Annotated in this window: 18 protein-coding genes; 5 read left to right on the forward strand and 13 right to left on the reverse strand. The window is 50.5% G+C overall.

Annotated features, from left to right (window positions below; all coding sequences use genetic code 11):
• Nucleotides 1-32: 32 nt before the first annotated feature.
• Nucleotides 33-1,886 carry a sodium:solute symporter family protein gene (locus CSR04_RS09095; protein ID WP_102795940.1) on the reverse strand — a complete coding sequence of 618 codons (1,854 nt, stop codon included), beginning with the start codon at nucleotides 1,884-1,886 and terminating at the stop codon, nucleotides 33-35.
• Between the two features lie 388 nt (nucleotides 1,887-2,274).
• Here CSR04_RS09095 and CSR04_RS09100 point away from each other — a divergent pair, with 388 nt between their 5' ends.
• Entirely contained in the window at nucleotides 2,275-3,468 is a 1,194-nt protein-coding gene (locus tag CSR04_RS09100; protein ID WP_102795941.1) for an HD-GYP domain-containing protein, read from the forward strand.
• 35 nt (nucleotides 3,469-3,503) lie between these two features.
• Here CSR04_RS09100 and CSR04_RS09105 read toward each other — a convergent pair whose 3' ends face one another.
• The 4 genes from CSR04_RS09105 to CSR04_RS09120 all read right to left on the reverse strand — a co-directional run bounded on the left by CSR04_RS09105 (nucleotide 3,504) and on the right by CSR04_RS09120 (nucleotide 6,584).
• Nucleotides 3,504-4,334, reverse strand: coding sequence for a hypothetical protein (locus CSR04_RS09105; RefSeq protein ID WP_102795942.1), 831 nt, complete (start codon nucleotides 4,332-4,334; stop codon nucleotides 3,504-3,506).
• Nucleotides 4,335-4,352: 18 nt separating this feature from the next.
• Nucleotides 4,353-4,550 carry a hypothetical protein gene (locus CSR04_RS09110; protein ID WP_102795943.1) on the reverse strand — a complete coding sequence of 66 codons (198 nt, stop codon included), beginning with the start codon at nucleotides 4,548-4,550 and terminating at the stop codon, nucleotides 4,353-4,355.
• 137 nt (nucleotides 4,551-4,687) lie between these two features.
• A complete protein-coding gene (locus CSR04_RS09115; protein ID WP_102795944.1) occupies nucleotides 4,688-5,680 on the reverse strand; it encodes a general secretion pathway protein GspB in 993 nt (330 codons plus the stop codon).
• Complete coding sequence (locus tag CSR04_RS09120; protein ID WP_102795945.1) at nucleotides 5,673-6,584, reverse strand: ExeA family protein; 912 nt, start codon at nucleotides 6,582-6,584, stop codon at nucleotides 5,673-5,675. Before CSR04_RS09120 ends, CSR04_RS09115 begins: the two co-directional genes overlap by 8 nt.
• Nucleotides 6,585-7,201: 617 nt before the next feature.
• On the opposite strand from CSR04_RS09120, the gene CSR04_RS09125 reads away from it, so the two are divergent.
• From CSR04_RS09125 to CSR04_RS09135, 3 genes are all read left to right on the forward strand, one after another.
• The gene (locus CSR04_RS09125) at nucleotides 7,202-7,438 is read left to right on the forward strand and encodes a hypothetical protein (protein WP_102795946.1); all 237 of its coding nucleotides are present in this window, start codon (nucleotides 7,202-7,204) and stop codon (nucleotides 7,436-7,438) included.
• A 332-nt stretch (nucleotides 7,439-7,770) separates the two neighbouring features.
• Nucleotides 7,771-9,009: a multifunctional CCA addition/repair protein gene (locus CSR04_RS09130; protein WP_102795947.1), complete on the forward strand. Its 1,239-nt coding sequence runs from the start codon at nucleotides 7,771-7,773 to the stop codon at nucleotides 9,007-9,009.
• Between the two features lie 228 nt (nucleotides 9,010-9,237).
• A complete protein-coding gene (locus CSR04_RS09135; RefSeq protein ID WP_102795948.1) occupies nucleotides 9,238-10,110 on the forward strand; it encodes an AraC family transcriptional regulator in 873 nt (290 codons plus the stop codon).
• Between the two features lie 269 nt (nucleotides 10,111-10,379).
• Here the strand turns inward: CSR04_RS09135 and yghU are convergent, their stop codons facing one another.
• Entirely contained in the window at nucleotides 10,380-11,222 is an 843-nt protein-coding gene (yghU, locus tag CSR04_RS09140) for a glutathione-dependent disulfide-bond oxidoreductase (RefSeq protein WP_102795949.1), read from the reverse strand.
• A gap of 186 nt (nucleotides 11,223-11,408) precedes the next feature.
• On the opposite strand from yghU, the gene CSR04_RS09145 reads away from it, so the two are divergent.
• Nucleotides 11,409-12,302 (forward strand): dienelactone hydrolase family protein, encoded by an 894-nt coding sequence (locus CSR04_RS09145; RefSeq protein WP_102795950.1) that lies wholly within the window; start codon nucleotides 11,409-11,411, stop codon nucleotides 12,300-12,302.
• On the opposite strand, the gene CSR04_RS09150 is transcribed toward CSR04_RS09145, so the two are convergent.
• The 7 genes from CSR04_RS09150 to CSR04_RS25205 form a co-directional block, all read right to left on the reverse strand.
• Nucleotides 12,280-12,648: a 50S ribosome-binding protein YggL gene (locus CSR04_RS09150; RefSeq protein WP_102795951.1), complete on the reverse strand. Its 369-nt coding sequence runs from the start codon at nucleotides 12,646-12,648 to the stop codon at nucleotides 12,280-12,282. The two genes, CSR04_RS09145 and CSR04_RS09150, sit on opposite strands and share 23 nt — an antisense overlap.
• A gap of 21 nt (nucleotides 12,649-12,669) precedes the next feature.
• On the reverse strand, nucleotides 12,670-12,888 hold the full coding sequence (locus CSR04_RS09155; RefSeq protein WP_102795952.1) for a DUF6500 family protein: 219 nt from the start codon (nucleotides 12,886-12,888) through the stop codon (nucleotides 12,670-12,672).
• Nucleotides 12,889-12,960: 72 nt separating this feature from the next.
• Complete coding sequence (locus CSR04_RS09160) at nucleotides 12,961-13,296, reverse strand: DUF2314 domain-containing protein (protein ID WP_245921495.1); 336 nt, start codon at nucleotides 13,294-13,296, stop codon at nucleotides 12,961-12,963.
• A 13-nt stretch (nucleotides 13,297-13,309) separates the two neighbouring features.
• Nucleotides 13,310-13,780 (reverse strand): SPFH domain-containing protein, encoded by a 471-nt coding sequence (locus CSR04_RS09165; RefSeq protein WP_102795953.1) that lies wholly within the window; start codon nucleotides 13,778-13,780, stop codon nucleotides 13,310-13,312.
• Nucleotides 13,781-13,819: 39 nt separating this feature from the next.
• Nucleotides 13,820-14,152 (reverse strand): hypothetical protein, encoded by a 333-nt coding sequence (locus CSR04_RS09170; RefSeq protein WP_102795954.1) that lies wholly within the window; start codon nucleotides 14,150-14,152, stop codon nucleotides 13,820-13,822.
• A gap of 72 nt (nucleotides 14,153-14,224) precedes the next feature.
• Complete coding sequence (locus tag CSR04_RS25110) at nucleotides 14,225-14,365, reverse strand: hypothetical protein (protein ID WP_216362536.1); 141 nt, start codon at nucleotides 14,363-14,365, stop codon at nucleotides 14,225-14,227.
• Nucleotides 14,366-14,801: 436 nt separating this feature from the next.
• The gene (locus CSR04_RS25205; protein WP_102795997.1) at nucleotides 14,802-15,548 is read right to left on the reverse strand and encodes a YecA/YgfB family protein; all 747 of its coding nucleotides are present in this window, start codon (nucleotides 15,546-15,548) and stop codon (nucleotides 14,802-14,804) included.
• Nucleotides 15,549-15,709 lie beyond the last annotated feature (161 nt).

Below are 15,709 nucleotides of genomic sequence, written 5' to 3' on the forward strand. Positions count from 1 at the left end.
TTGGCGGTAACAGGTGTGTGAGTCCGGCATACCTAATCGGTTAATTTGTCGTACCAGCTTTTCTTCAGTACCAGGGCACTGATCACCAGCACCAGCAGACAAGTCAGACTTGATTGCCACTGCTGGATCACCACAAAAATAGGTAGAGCCACCAGACTGGTTTGGGTAATCACACCGACCAGAATATTGAACATGTCACGCTTAAAGTTTGGGTTTGCTACAAAGTCAGGCTGCTGTTGCTGTACAGCCCGGCGCACCGGCCCCCAGAATCCCCAGGGATTAACCTGGCGATAAAAGCGTTGCAGAAGTTGCGGATCTTCAGCCGGAGTGGCCAGACTGGTGAAAATACAGGCGATGGCGGAAATCACCAGCATCACAGGGAAAACGTAAAGCGGCAGTATGTCGCTGGCCAGTTGTGGCATCAGCCTTGCCACCACCGGGGGCAACAACAGTGCACAGACAATACCAGCCAGCATGCCCCAGAAATAACCATGGCCATTTAATCGCCACCAATACCACTTCAATACATTGGATACCACATAGCCGCCCCACAAACCGGATACCAGCCATTGCAGCACGCTGTTAATACTTTCCACATACAGGCCAATCAGGGTGCTTACCACCACCACCGCCACCGAGCATAAATAACTGGCGTGGATCAAACTGCGGTTACTGGCATCCGGGTTGATATAACGGCGATAAATATCGTTGACCAGATAAGCCGGTGCGGCATTGACCGTAGAGGCGAAGGTAGACATAAAGGCGGCGATAAGCCCCGCCAGCAGCAGCCCCATAATGCCCACCGGTGCGAATTCCAGAATGGCACTGGGCAGAATATTTTCAAAGTCCAATTGGCCGCCGCTCACCAGGTCCAGCCGGTCGTAATACACCACCGCCAGCACGGTAAAACCGGCAATCATAAAATAACGGATAGGCATTAATGCCACCGACACAAAGCCACTCATCAGCGCCCCTTCCCTTGGGCTGCGGGTGGACAGAATTTTCTGCATATCATAATTAGGTGCAGGACCGGCGGCACTGACCAGAATGCCTTTGAACAGCATCATCATCACAAAAATGCTGAACAGCGAGTAACCGTCGGACAGGATCTTGTCATTCACTTCCACAATCAGGCCGGTCCAGTCCAGATCTAAGGTCCAGCCGAAGAACGGATTGTCCCAACCTGGCGGCACCGCCGCCTGCAAGGTTTGTGGGCTCACCTGGGTGATGGCAATAATACCGATGGCCAGGGCTGCAAAGGTCATAATAGAAAACTGCAACACATCGGCCCAGACAATGCTCATCATGCCACCCAGCATCACGTACAAGGTGGCAATAGAGGTAAACACAATGCCGTAAAAATGCGGTACATACTCAGGGGCCAGCGTAAAGGGCAGATAAGCGGATACCGCCTCCCAGGGCAGGAATATTTCGATAAACTTACCGACCCCGACAAAACCATAGGCCAGAAAACCCAGCACGCTGATCAGGGCAAACACCACCACAATCATATGTGACAGGCGGCCACCGGTGCCGTCGCCAAAGCGCGTGCGTATCCACTCGGCCCCGGTCAGTACATTGGAGCGGCGCAGCCACACCGATAGGTACACCATCAGGATAACCTGGTTAAACACCGGCCACAGCCAGGGGATCCAGATGCTTTTCATACCGTACACAAAGCACAGCGTCACCAGCCACATGGTACCTGAGATATCAAACATGCCCGAGGCGTTGGACAAACCCAGCATATACCAGGGTAAGGTTTTGCCGCCCTGATAATAGGCCTGAAGATTCTGCGCCGCCCGGCGCTTCAGATAAAAACCGATACCGATAATGGCCACCAGGTAAATCAGGATGATCGCCATATCGACTGCTGCTATTTGCATATTCAATACCCTGCAAGTGTTCCATTGCCTTCAGTTGGCAAACATCTGGCGCGGCCATGCCATGACGCCGAGCCCATCCGGTGTTTTCAATAACATAACCGTCAATGAAAACGTTTTCAATAAATTTAACAAGTAATTCACATAAAAACCAAACCTGCAGCCGGGCATCGGCTGGGGGGGGTTGAATTAGCGTTATAGAGGTGTGATAAAAATATAACACCGAGCAATATTGAAAACGTTTCCACTCACGATTATCGCAATATGTCTGCTATGTCATCGGCTCTGGAGTGCGACCAAGCACCTTGATTTACTGACAGATTCGCTTGATCCTTAAAGCGTTCTGGTCAATATTCATTGCTGTCTTCCAATGTGCTGCTAATTGTCTGAAATGTATAAAATCTACCCTGTTGATGATCTGAAACCTGGCATGTTCGTTAACCAGGTAACCCGCCAGACCGGCCAACTGAAAATAAAAACTCAGGGACTGGTAAAAGATCATGGCCTGATCCACAAGCTTAAAGCGCGTGGCATTCTGGAAGTGGAAGTGGATTTATCACGCAGCATTATCAGCGATGAATTAACCATGGACAGTCCCATGGAGGAAGAAAGCCCGGAAGAACCGGAAAAACCGCAGGCCAGTGAGGGAGAAACCCTCAACGAATCGCATCGCCTGTATGAACAGGCCAAAACGGTGCAATCCAAGTTCTTCAAAAAAGTACGCAAAGGCGGCAAGGTGTCTGTCACCGAGCTAATGGGCACCAGTGCCGATATTATTGATTCGGTATTTGATAACCCCGACGCACTATGCTGTCTGACCCTGATTAAGGAAAAAGATCAGTATCTGCTGGAACATTCCCTGAACTGCTCGATTTTGATGGCAGTATTTGCCCGTCACCTGGGCTTTGACAAAGAGCTTATCGACGAGCTCGGCCTGGCCGGGCTGATGATGGACGTAGGTATGGCCACCATCCCCGAGGATATTCTCAGTAAACCCGGTGCCCTTGATGGACCGGAAATGCAGATAGTGGAAGGGCATGTGGATTTTGGCCTGGAACTGTTGGAACAATCAGAACTGGATCTGGATGTGGTAAGAGATGTGCTGGCCAATCACCATGAACGTATGGACGGCTCAGGCTATCCGCGGGGTAAAAGTGGCGACTACTTATCCGTGTACGCCAGAATGGCGGCCATTGTCGACAGTTATGATGCCATGACCTCTGAACGCCCGTGGCGACGGGGCATGTCCCCAACTCAGGCGCTGAAACGCCTGCTCGCATCCAGTCAGGGTTTGCTGGATCAGTCATTGGTGCAACAGTTTATTCGCTGTGTGGGCGTGCATCCGGTGGGCTCACTGGTCAAGCTTAAAAGCGGCAAACTGGCCATAGTGGTCAGAGCCAACAAGGTCGACCCGCTTTGCCCGGTGGTCATGAGCTTTTACTCGGTACGTACCAATATGTACAACGAGGTTAAACGGCTGGACCTGAGTAAAGTACAGGATGAAATTGAAACCAGCGTGCGCCCGGAAGAATTTAAAATCAATCTGACCAAGTTCTTTAAGGACGTGCTGCTGAAACAGGTGTAAGTGCCAAACACTACCTTGATTCGCCCCTTGCCAGATTATCTTTCCGTGCCAATCGTCCAGGTATAGCGCTCAGGATCTGGCTGGTATGATACTCGTACCTTTGCTGTTGGTTTGACTTTCAAATGGCTGCGAATCTCCCTGTAGACATCAAAGTCAAAAGGCGAAGCACTCTCTATCAATTCCTGACGCACAATAATAGACAGCTTGTTTCTGGAAGTTTGATTCAATAAGCGGTAATCAATCTCAAAATGCACATTCAGGGTATTGGTATCCCGGTAACCGCTCATCAGCGGTACGATATGCACTTCCTGATCCATCCCTTCATCTTCTGTAGGCTCCCCCATGCCCGCCACCAGCCCCACATAGACTTTGCGGCTGGAAAGGCTGAGTAATACAGGGTCGCCACTGGTTAAAGCATCAAAAAGCAACTTATCCAGAGGACTGTCTTTAACAATTTCCTGCTTTAGAAATAAGGTAGCTGGTAATTTATAGGCACGGGATATGCGCGTCAGCCGCCATGCAATGAACTTGCACCACAAAAATGCGGTCAACATCATGGTCACGGACAACAGACAAAACCAAACCATCTGCTGAACCAACTCAGCAGGGCCAACATTCAATGCACTGAAAACCTCAGTTAAATAGGCTTCGAGGTTAATTGAATAGCCCAAGAGTTGCTCAGGACCATAGTAGTTGGCCGTAACGCAAAGAATCACCGCCAAAGCCAGGATTTTAAGGCCATGCGCAATGCTGCGTAAATACAGCAACTGGCCCCGATATCGGTGCAACTTCAAAAAGGCGTAGGGATTATTAAATAGAATGTAAAAACCGGCACCCAGGATGGGTAAAACTAAGAACAGAAACATACTTTCACATCCTTGATGCTACCCTTTCGTTTCCTCAACTACGACTAAATGGGCTTGATCGACCAAACGCTGATACTTGGCAGAACTGACAATATCTTCAGGATCCACCATGACTGTACCGCGCCCCACTATCTGCACCTTTAAACCGCTGGCCTGCACAGAGTCCACAAGTTTCTGCTGCTCTTCTGTTAGTTTGGGTTTAAAAATACTCAGCATTTCTCACTCCGCGCATGATATCAACTCTGACGTATCAGAACAGGCCATAGCCTGAAAACTAAGCCAGACCTGCCACATAGTACGTCGGGCTTTGTATAAAGTATAGCCATATTCTTTATACAAGCCGCCTATCCACACTACCACTCTCCCAGCGCAGGCAGGCTAAATTCCTGGCCTTTGTAAGCCAGAATCACATGCTGCGGGTCAATACGAACAATACGCAGATTATCCCGGATAAAATCCCCTTCGCCCAGCTCCATCCCGTTAACCCGTACCCGGCGCTCGCTGGGCTGCGACGCATATAAATGGGTGGAAAACGACATGGATGGCAATTCAGCCAGCACCCAGGCCGGTAACTGATCAACTCGGGGCACGTCTACTGGTCGCCCGGCCTTCACATTGGCAGGCTCTGGCTGCTCATCCAATTCAGACACGGCTTCGCGAAAACGCTGTAACAGCTCAGGGGATATATCATTGGTCGCGACGGGCTGGGGCTGTGCCCTGACAGGTATGCCCTGTTCGTCCTGTGGCATCTCTGTGATTGGCTGATTGCTATTTATGGCATTGGCGCTGGCCGCTGACTCTGATAGCGCATCGGGCTGTTGGCTTGCCTCTGGCTGATTCACTGGCGTTACAGTTTCGGCCACAGGCTCAGCAGTGGTTTCAGGAGCCGAGGAGGCCACCACAGGCTGAGCAGGCGTAAAAAGCTGCTGCCAGGGCATGACCGCGGCCGAATAGCCCAGCCCTATGCCGCCAAACAAAACCAGCACAGCAGTGAACACCTTACGGCCATAATAACGCCAGCTGCCCGGTAATGACTGCACGGAAGGTAAAAACAGGCTGCGGTTAAACTGCTCTGACAGTTTATGATCCACCAAAGAATTCTGTGCGCCCTGCATCAGCAGAGTTTTGGTTGGTGAACTGGGTACGGTGCTCACCTCAGTTTCCAACTCAACGGTTTGCGCGGTGTCAATTTCCAGTTCCTGAACCCCCATCTCCTTCAGGCCCTGAACCATCTCGGGGCTGGTCACCAGCCCCGCTTTACGAATACGTACCGGCCCGTTTTGTGCGGTGATCTGCACAATCACCATGCCGGGTTGCAACAGGTCAATTTGGATGCGCTTAAACATGCAAACTCCCTATCCAGTAGCCCAGTGCCGCACCGCTGCACAGCAGTGCTGCCAGAATCAATGTCCATTGTTTACCCTGGCGTTGTCGCACCACATCGTCCCCCAGAATCTGCGCCGCCGCGGCCAGGAAAATATAACGACGTACCACCGCATGCTGTTTGGTAAAAGACAAGGTCAGCGCCCGGTCACACAGCAGGTTAATCACCCGCGGAATACCACCACTGATCTGATACACCGCCGATAAGGCGCTGCGGGCAAAAATACTGGCATCCCCACCGGCCACCTGCACCCGGTGAGCAATATACTCTTTAACTTCATGGCCGGTCAGCGGCAACAGGTGATAACGTGCGGTAATACGCTGGGCCAACTGGCGCAATTCATTGCGCTTTAGCAATTGCTGCAATTCCGGTTGGCCAATCAGTACCACTTTCAACAGTTTTTCCCGGTTGGTTTCCAGATTGGTCAGCAGGCGCAACTGCTCCAGTACCTCGGGCAATAGATGTTGCGCTTCATCGATAATCAGTACCGTATTAATGCCTTTCTGGTGGTTAGCCGCCAGGTGCGCCAGAATCTTATCGGTATAGCTTTTTAAACTGCCCTGCCCTTCGTGATAGCTAATGCCCAGCTCATCACAAATGGTCGCCAGCAACTCCAGTGCCGACAGCGTGGGATTGAGGATCATCGCCACCTGGGTATTTTCAGGTAACTGCTGCATCAGCTTACGGGATACCGTGGTTTTGCCGGTGCCCACCTCGCCGGTCAGCATCACAAAGCCACCGCTTTCGCGCAGACCAAAGGTCAGGTGCGCCAGGGCTTCCTTATGCCGTGGACTCATATACAGGTAGTCAGGATTGGGGGCGATAGAAAATGGATTATCCGCTAATCCGAAATAATTCAGGTACATGCAAAACCGTCTGCCATGCAGGGGGTGAAAAGGGCGCAACTAAGGTAACCATTCGGCCAGGGCAAGTCAAAGCCAGGCTGGGAAAATCATACGAATTGCACTGAAGGCATGCCTTCCACGCACAGATGCTGAGGACGCACAACCAGAAATATTGCGTTAACATTCATGGCAATGGAATGCTTTTTTGAAAGCGACATTGCCGGTAAATTGCACTATCTCCAAACACCCAGGTTAATTAACGTAAAAAGTCGCCAAACCCTTGCCGTTAATGGGTTTTACAGCATAAACATCGATATAAAAGTGGCTGATTGAACAGCGCCCTCCGAACGCTTGAATGCAAGTGCTGATTACCGCAAATAGCGCAGGTACAACAGTCAAACAGAACGATATCCCGCCCTCAACCTTCACTGGCCAAGAAGCCAATACTTAAGTTTTTCAAACAATTAAGTTGATCCACTCATACGCACATGCTAGTTTTTTAATCGCTTTTCATAGCGAACGTCACTTTCTTAAAGTCGAGAGAAACAGCTTACAAGCAGTACGTTGTGTTATCTCGTGTAGGGAACAGTTATCCATTGAAAAACATGATAACGATTTATTTACAACGGAGGATATTTATGAATCTGAAGAAAGCCTTGATTTGTGCCGCCGTGGCAGCCTTGACTTCTGCCAGTGCAGTTGCGACCGAACAGGTTGTTACAGCCGGCTCCTGGGGAGATACCTACTCGGAAGCCTATTACGGTGCATACAACAAACTGCTCCAGAATCACCCAACTGCGCACAATATCACCGTCACATGCCGTGACATGATCGGCGCTTATCGATGTGGTGCGGTAGGTTACGTTACCGTATAAGCATTGTGTGGGCCCTCCTGGGCTCACTGCTGAGTTTACCCTGCCAATTTTTTACACCAACCGCTGTTTCGTTATTTATTGATGAATCCGGCACCTGATAAAGCCCAGTTCGCCAACACCGAAACGGCCACAGCCATCCCCCTTATTACAGCCTGCACCCAAAATAAGTAAAGCACGCCCTGTAACTGCGAGCCATTTGTTGGCTGCCCTATCCGGCCTTTGGCATAATGCCTTATCAAGGTTCAAGTAAAGATTAACAGCTGTTATTGGCCAGCATGCGAAATCCTTTGATTCAATGCGCAATACTTATTTAAAAGGGTAATCACATACCGATGAAAATTTATCTGGTGGGCGGCGCGGTTCGCGATACCCTGCTTGGCCGCAACGTTACCGAGCGGGATTATGTGGTGGTGGGGGCAACGCCAGCACACATGCTGGCACTGGGCTACAAACGGGTAGGCAGTGACTTTCCGGTGTTTCTGCATCCGCACAGCGGCGAAGAATATGCCCTGGCCCGCACTGAACGCAAAACGGCGGCAGGCTATACCGGCTTTGACTGTATTGCCGACCCCAGCGTGACCCTGGAAGAAGACTTACTGCGTCGCGATCTGACCGTGAATGCCATGGCCATGGACGAACAAGGTCAGATTATCGACCCTTATCATGGCCAGCAGGACTTACATAATAAAGTGCTGCGGCATGTATCTGATGCCTTTGTCGAAGATCCTCTGCGAGTGTTACGGGTGGCCCGTTTTGCTGCCCGTTACCATCAACTTGGCTTTGGCATTGCGGTGGACACCCTGGAGCTGATGCACAGTATCGCCCAATCCGGTGAATTGCAGGCGCTGAGTGCTGAGCGGGTATGGAAAGAAACCAGCCGCGCTTTGCTGGAAGACAGCCCCGAGGTCTATTTTGAAACCCTGCGCGCCGCTGACGCCCTGGATAGCTGGTTTGCAGAACTCAATGCCCTGTGGGGCGTACCAGCACCGGCAAAATGGCACCCGGAAATTGATACCGGCGTGCATAGCATGATGGTGTTGCAACAGGCTGCCGCCCTTTCTGACAATCTGGCGGTGCGCTACGCCGCCCTTGTGCATGATGTAGGCAAGGGCCTCACGCCAGCAGACAAATGGCCAGCTCACCATGGCCATGAAAAGCTGGGGCTGGCGGCAGTGGAGCAGATCAGCCAGCGCCTGAAGGTGCCTAACGACTGTCGCGAACTGGCATTGCTGGTCAGCGAATTTCATACCCATCTGCATAAAGCCCTGGAACTGAAGGCCAGCACTGTGCTTAAGGTATTGAATCATTGCGATGCCTGGCGTAAACCGGCTCGTTTTGAGCAGCTGCTGCTGGCCTGTGAAGCCGATGCCAGGGGTCGTTTGCACTTTGAACAGGCGCCTTACCCGCAGGCGGACTATTTTCGTGCCGCTTACCAGGCGGCAGCGGCGGTGGATGTGCAGCAGATTATTGCCAGGGGCATACAGGGCAAAGCCATTAAAGAAGCACTGGACCGGGAACGCACCAACGCCATAGCCACAGTAAAAAAACAGTGGCAATCGCTCGTATCCTGACTACAACGTCTAAAATACTTAAAAGACGAAATATAACCACAGAGGCACAGAGAACACGGAGAAGAGCAGGAGATCTTGGGGTTTAAGCTTTTGAAAACTCTGTGTTCTCTGTGCCTCTGTGGTAAACATTGATTTTAAGTTTCAGTTTAAAAAAACAGCAAGGTGGGACACGCGCAGGCAGTTTGATAAGGCTAAAGTAAGGTTGTATTCACCTTCTGGAGATAAGCAATGATAGACCGTCAAACGCTGGTGCTGGCGCGTATAGAGCGTGCCGTGGCCTTATTGCAAAGCCATTTGTTCGATACGCCGCCTCTGGATCTGGCAAAGCTGGCCGATGCCGCCGCATTATCGCCTTTTCATTTTCACCGCCTGTATCGTCTGGTAACTGGCGAAACCTGTGCCCAAACCATCAGTCGTTTGCGTTTGGCCGCGGGTGCCCGGCATTTGTCTGCGGCTGCCACCGTCACTGATGCGGCACTGCAAGCTGGCTTTTCTTCCAGTCAGGCATTTGCCAAGGCGATGAAACGCCAGGCGCATTTAAGCCCGTCCCAGCTTCGCGATGATCCCGAGTTACTGGACGTGATTGCCGGGCGCTTGTCTCACCCAGCCAGCGGTATGGCGGCCAATCCGCCTGGCTGGCTGTCGGTGGAGCTGGTGTCACTGGCACCCATGCGGCTAATGACAGTGCGCACCGAACATTTGTATCCGGATTTATTCGATACCTACGGCATGTTGTTTGAACAGGCTGGGGGGCCTGAAGTGGTACAAGCCATTATCGGTATGCCCAGGGATGATTCAGACAATCAAGCCGGGCAGTTTGACAGTGCTTTATTGCTAAGTGAAGCACCACGCGAGCTGCCAGATAACCTTTTCTGGCAGGACAGCGCCCAGGGGGATTATTTGCGTACCCGTCATCTTGGCAGTTTTGCAGGGCTGGAGGCGACGGTGGATAATCTCTATTTGACGCTGTTAGGCATGGATGATTTGTGGCCGGCCGATTCGCCTTGTATTTATCATTATTTGGACGACCCTGAGATGGTTGAGGAATCGGCTCTTAGAACCTATATTTACCTACCTGTGGTGCGCTCTGAACCTCAGTAAAGTACTTACCTCGAACCACACGAAAAGACCGAAAATTATCACCTCAGAGACACGAAGGGCACGGAGAAGAGCAGGAGGTCTTGGGGTTTAAGCTATTGAAATATCTGTGTTCTCCGTGTCTCTGTGGTTTTTATAACTTTGTTCAGATCAATTTCATCAAAGAGACACGAAGGACGCGGAGAAGAGCAGGAGATCTTGGGATTTAAGCTATTGAAATCTCAGTGTTCTCTGTGTCTCTGTGGTGACATTAAGAGTTTCAAACCAAAGGCTTAATCCAAATCGGCGGCGCTATGGCGTTCGGCCAGTTGCTCCTGTTCATCGCCCCAGGTGCGGTTTACCCGCCGGCCGCGCTGCACCGCCGGGCGTTTGGCAATCTCGTTGGCCCAGCGCAGTACATGCTGGTAATCCTGCACCTGCAAAAATTCCGCAGCATCATAAATATTGCCCAGCACCAAATCCCCATACCAGGGCCAGATAGCAATATCAGCAATGGAATATTCCTCGCCCGCCATATACGGATTGTCAGCCAGATGGCGATTCAGCACATCCAGTTGGCGTTTCACTTCCATGGTAAAGCGGTTGATGGGGTATTCCATTTTAAACGGCGCATAGCTGTAGAAATGGCCAAAGCCGCCGCCCAGATAAGGGGCCGAGCCCATCTGCCAGAACAGCCAGTTACGACACTCCGCCTTGCCCTTAGTATCTTTTGGCACCAGCACCGAAAACTTATCCGCCAGATACTGCAAAATAGCGCCGGATTCAAATACCCGGGTTGGCGGCTGAGTGCTGGTGTCCAGCAGAGCCGGGATCTTGGAATTGGGGTTCACTTCAACAAAACCCGACGAGAATTGATTGCCTTCACCAATATCAATCAGCCAGGCATCGTATTCCGCTTCCTGTATACCCAGCGCCAGCAATTCTTCCAGCATAATTGCGGCTTTTTGGCCATTGGGCGTGGCCAGCGAATACAGCTGCATGGGATGCTTGCCTAGCGGCAGGGCTTTTTCATGGGTAGGGCCGGATACCGGGCGGTTAATACTGGCCCATTTACCGCCACTTTCGGCGTCCCAGGTCCAGACTTTGGGTGGGATATAGTCGTTATTGTCGGTCATGATGCGTCCTTAGTTGGGTAAAATTGCACATTCAGTACATGCGCACGAACAGAACCTGATTCAAGCCATTGTCTTGCCTGTTTTTCGACCAGTGACTTTGTAAATAGCGATAAGCGGCAACAGACTGCAAAATCACAATCAAAAAACAGCTTCTACAATAAAAGCTTTGAGGCGAAAGGAAAACACATGAGCAAGCCACGCCACCCCGCGCTAACCGACGAAATGTTCCAGCTTTACGACCAATACGCCCATGGCCGCATGGACCGGCGGGCATTTTTAACCGCCTTAAGCAAACTGGCCGTGGGCGGCATCACGGCCCTGACGCTGTATCAGTACTTAAGCCCGGATTATGCAGCGGCCGAGCAGGTTTCCTTTAACGATCCGCAGCTTAAAGCCACCTATGTTAGTTACCCTTCCCCGGCCGGTCATGGTGAAGGTAAAGGTTATCTGGTGCTGCCACAGCCGCTGGCCGAGCCTGCCCCGGTGGTATTAGTCATTCATGAAAACCGTGGTTTAAATCCCTATATCAAAGATGTGGCCCGGCGTTTTGCCAAGGCCGGCTTTATTGCCCTGGCCCCTGACGGCCTGGCACCGGTTGGCGGTTACCCCGGCAATGACGATGACGGACGGGCCATGCAGCGCAGTTTGGATGGCGATAAACTGCGGGAAGATTTATTTGCCGCCGCCCGCCATGCCAAACGCCTTGAACAGGGCAACGGCAAACTGGGGGTGGTAGGATTTTGTTTTGGCGGTGCCATAACCAATCTGATGGCCGCACAACTGCCCGAGCTGGTTAACGCGGCGGTGCCTTTTTACGGCTCTGCTGCACCACTTGAGCAGGTAGGCAATATTCAGGCCCCACTACTGATTCAATACGCCGAAAACGATGAGCGGGTTAACAGCCAATGGCCCGCCTATCAGCAGGCCCTGGAGGCACATAAAAAAACCTACCAGGTGCACTTCTATCCCGGCACCCAGCATGGCTTTCACAATGACTCAACGCCAAGATACGCCAAAGAAGCCGCCGAACTGGCCTGGCAGCGTACTGTGGCATTTTTTAATCAGCACCTGCAGGGCTGAAAGGGCGGGCGTCATAATAGATATCATAGGGCGCCCCTACCTTAACCTGGCTGACTAAAGGCTGTGTATGCAGCCATAAACCGCACTGGGTAAACACTTCGGTAAGCCCGGGTCTGTCGGCGTCGCTAAATAACGTGATATGCAATGTGCCCTGTACATTGCTACTGGTATAGCAAAGGGCCTGGTTTTGCACCCAACTATCCCACTGGGCAAAGAACGCGCTGTCGGTTTGCTCATCGGCGTCTGCCAGGTGCAATATAATATCTACACCGTACTGGGCGAACTCACCCAGGTGGAGTTTTTTTCTGAGTCGGCGGGACTTATTGTGAAAAGTGGTTTTAATCATCGCAGCGGCTCCCTCCAGGTACTACAGACCTTGTTCAACCATACGTTTAATAGTGGTCGCCTTAACAAAATGATCTAACTGATGGGTTTGGATCCACCAAGTGGCTGCTTCCATTAACAGCACCGGGTCGTCATTTTTATTGGCAAAGAAGGCATAAAAAGACAAGCCGACATTATCCCCTTTGCTTGCGATCTTTTTATGACATATCTGGATAATTTTGGCTCTAAGCTCGGCTCTCATTAACAGTCCCTAACGTATGAAACTAAGGCAAGTCCAATGACCAGCCATATCTGCATATTTTTGACTTTACCACTACTCACCCAGATAAATGTCGATCACATGACAGGCTTGAAAGTACACAACCTGATCGCAGACTACGCAATTGCTGCCATACGGCTGATTATCCAGTCGACCGACAAAGTGTCCCTTTTCAATACTTGTCACTTCAACCCACATTCTCTCAACAGACGTTTCTTCTGAGCCTGCGGTCACTTGCATACTGAAAATAAGCTTTACAAGTGCGCCAATTTCTAATGACTCGCGCCTGTGTTTGTCTGGTATCAAAAATGTATCCGGATAGAGGTGGTGAAGTTCCTCTGCATCATGGAGTACATAATGATCTTCACCGTAAGTAGGTCGTCTCATCATTCTGCAAAAAGCCTTATTTGCTGGCCTTTCCAGCTTCTAATATTGGCAAACCTGCTTCAGTAGGAATATAGATACGCTCGCCATTGCCATCTTGAAGACCTTTTATCCATACATAGCGTAAGTACGCTTCATTGCCTTTTAGTGATTCGCCAATAATCTTATTGGCCTCTGCAGCCGCTTTGGCTCTCTCAATATCTGCCAGCCCTTCTGCTTTAGCCTTAACAATCTGTGCTTCCCCTTCAGCTTGCGCCAGGGTGACCTTGGCTTTCGCTTGCATTAATGCAGCCTGCTCTTTGGCTTTAGCTTCTTCAATCAGTATTTTTTTACTCCATTCCGCTTCCCTAAGGGCGGCAATACCATTCATTTCCAACTTATATACTTTGTATTTCGGCCAAGCCCATAAGGCTGCGAGAATCAAAGCAATACCAATGACAATCAAAAAGACCAGACTTCCAAAAGCGATCGCGTGTCTGTTTGGGTGCATTATTTATCCTTATATAACTTTATTTTGGGTAACTTGGGTTTAATCAGGGCTGCGGGTCAGTCGCACTCCATCCACCACCATCTGCCAATACCCGTCCACCTCGTGCGGAGGTTCACTGACTTCAAAGGTGGTGCTTAGTGAGCCAATCCCCACCACAAAGTCGTTACCGTTGAATTCCTTTAACGGGCCGTTTACCGAGGTTGAACCGCCATTTTTTAATCTTTTATAAGCCACTGTCCCGTCGGGCAGAATCAGCAGGTACATTTCCTGACTTTGCCATTCTCCGGCATACATTCGTTTGTCTTCAGGCAGCGGCTTACTGCAGGCGCTTAACAGCAACAACAGTGCAAAAAGGGCAATCCTTACAGGCATTACTTTTCCGAATAAAGTAGCAACAGGTTGTATGACGCTGCCTATGGCAGCAGCCACATCACAAAAAACCAGTCAAGGTTTGAGATAGGCGAGCTTGGCACCAAAACCAATAAACACCACGCCGGTAACAGACTTCAGCCAGCGGGTGAAGTGCGGGCGACCGGCCAATCCTTTGGCGCTGAAATCTGTATCGATTTTGACAAAAAAGACCAATGCCCGTCTCGCTAAGACACAGAGAACACGGAGAATTATCACTTTCAGGCTCGGCTAGAATTGCCCCGCTCAAAAACAAACTCTTCGTGGTAAGTTTGGCTGCTTTCAGATTTATTAACCACAAAGGACACGAAGTGCACGAAGGGGGTGATACTAATACTTTTGTTCACCACCGAGATACATAAATCGCCTATTTTTCAAAATTTTATAGCCGGATACCTCCTACTTTTCTCTGTGCCCTTCGTGTCTCTGTAGTGAAATTGATCTGAACAAAGTTATAAAAACCACAGAGGCACAGAGAACACAGAGTGGATCAAGGCGTTATCTCTTTGCGTGCTTTTCTCAGCGCCCCTGCGTCACTGCGAGAAGTCTTAATTTATTCACCGCCGAGGCGCAGAGAGCGCAGAGGTTTCAATAGCATGCACAAGGCCTTCGGTTATTGTAACTTGAGGGCGCAGCAACGCTTATATTTCTTGCCGCTGCCACAGGGACAAGGATCGTTTCTGCCGACATCCCGCATCGGGTTCACATACGGCTCCTCAATCGGCACATAATCCTCTAAATAGGTATCTGCCTCTGCATAATCCTCATAAAGCGCTGCACCTAACTCTCCTAAAGCACTTAGCAGCTTATCCAGAGCAAACTCATCGACTTCCCGGTTGGCGATTTTAGCCACAAAATCCGGCATATCATCCTGATTTCGCATCTCTTCTTTATAACACTGCAGCATGGTGACCAGCACCGCAGAACGCAAATCAGCCGCCGGACTACCCTCTTCAGGTATCATATCCTGCCACACTTCATCCAGCCATTTGCTGGCAACCAGATAGCCCTCGGCAAATTCCTTTACCGACTGAGAAACAATGGCGTCTTCACCAATAGTCAAATGCTCAGGCAATATCAGTTGCTGCGGCTCACCAAAACAACTCATACAATAATCCCACCAGGTAAGCAGCTCACTAACCAATTGTTCCAGTTGCTTACGCGCAGGTTTTTTAAGATCTTGCAGTTCTTCGTCATCTCGCCAGAGCAAGGGAGTCCAGTCAGACGGCAGGATCAGGGTTGGCGCAGACGCAACAGCAGTTAACATGCCAAGGATATAATCGGCAGACTGCAAATCCTGTTTAAACGGCATAGTGTCAATCAGGGAAACCAATTTGGGATAACTGAAGTTTTTATGCATAAGTGATAGTGCTACCGACTCAAGACTTGCTAAGGTTTTACAGATTTTTACCACAAAAAGCGCGAACGCTGAAAATCAACTTTCACCACAGAGATGTATGGACTCCCTCCCCCAAGAGGGATACACGTAATAAGCACGCACGCTTTTACACTATCAGGAGT

Origin of the sequence: Bowmanella denitrificans (assembly GCF_002887595.1) — a bacterium.
Classification (GTDB): Bacteria; Pseudomonadota; Gammaproteobacteria; order Enterobacterales; family Alteromonadaceae; genus Bowmanella; species Bowmanella denitrificans.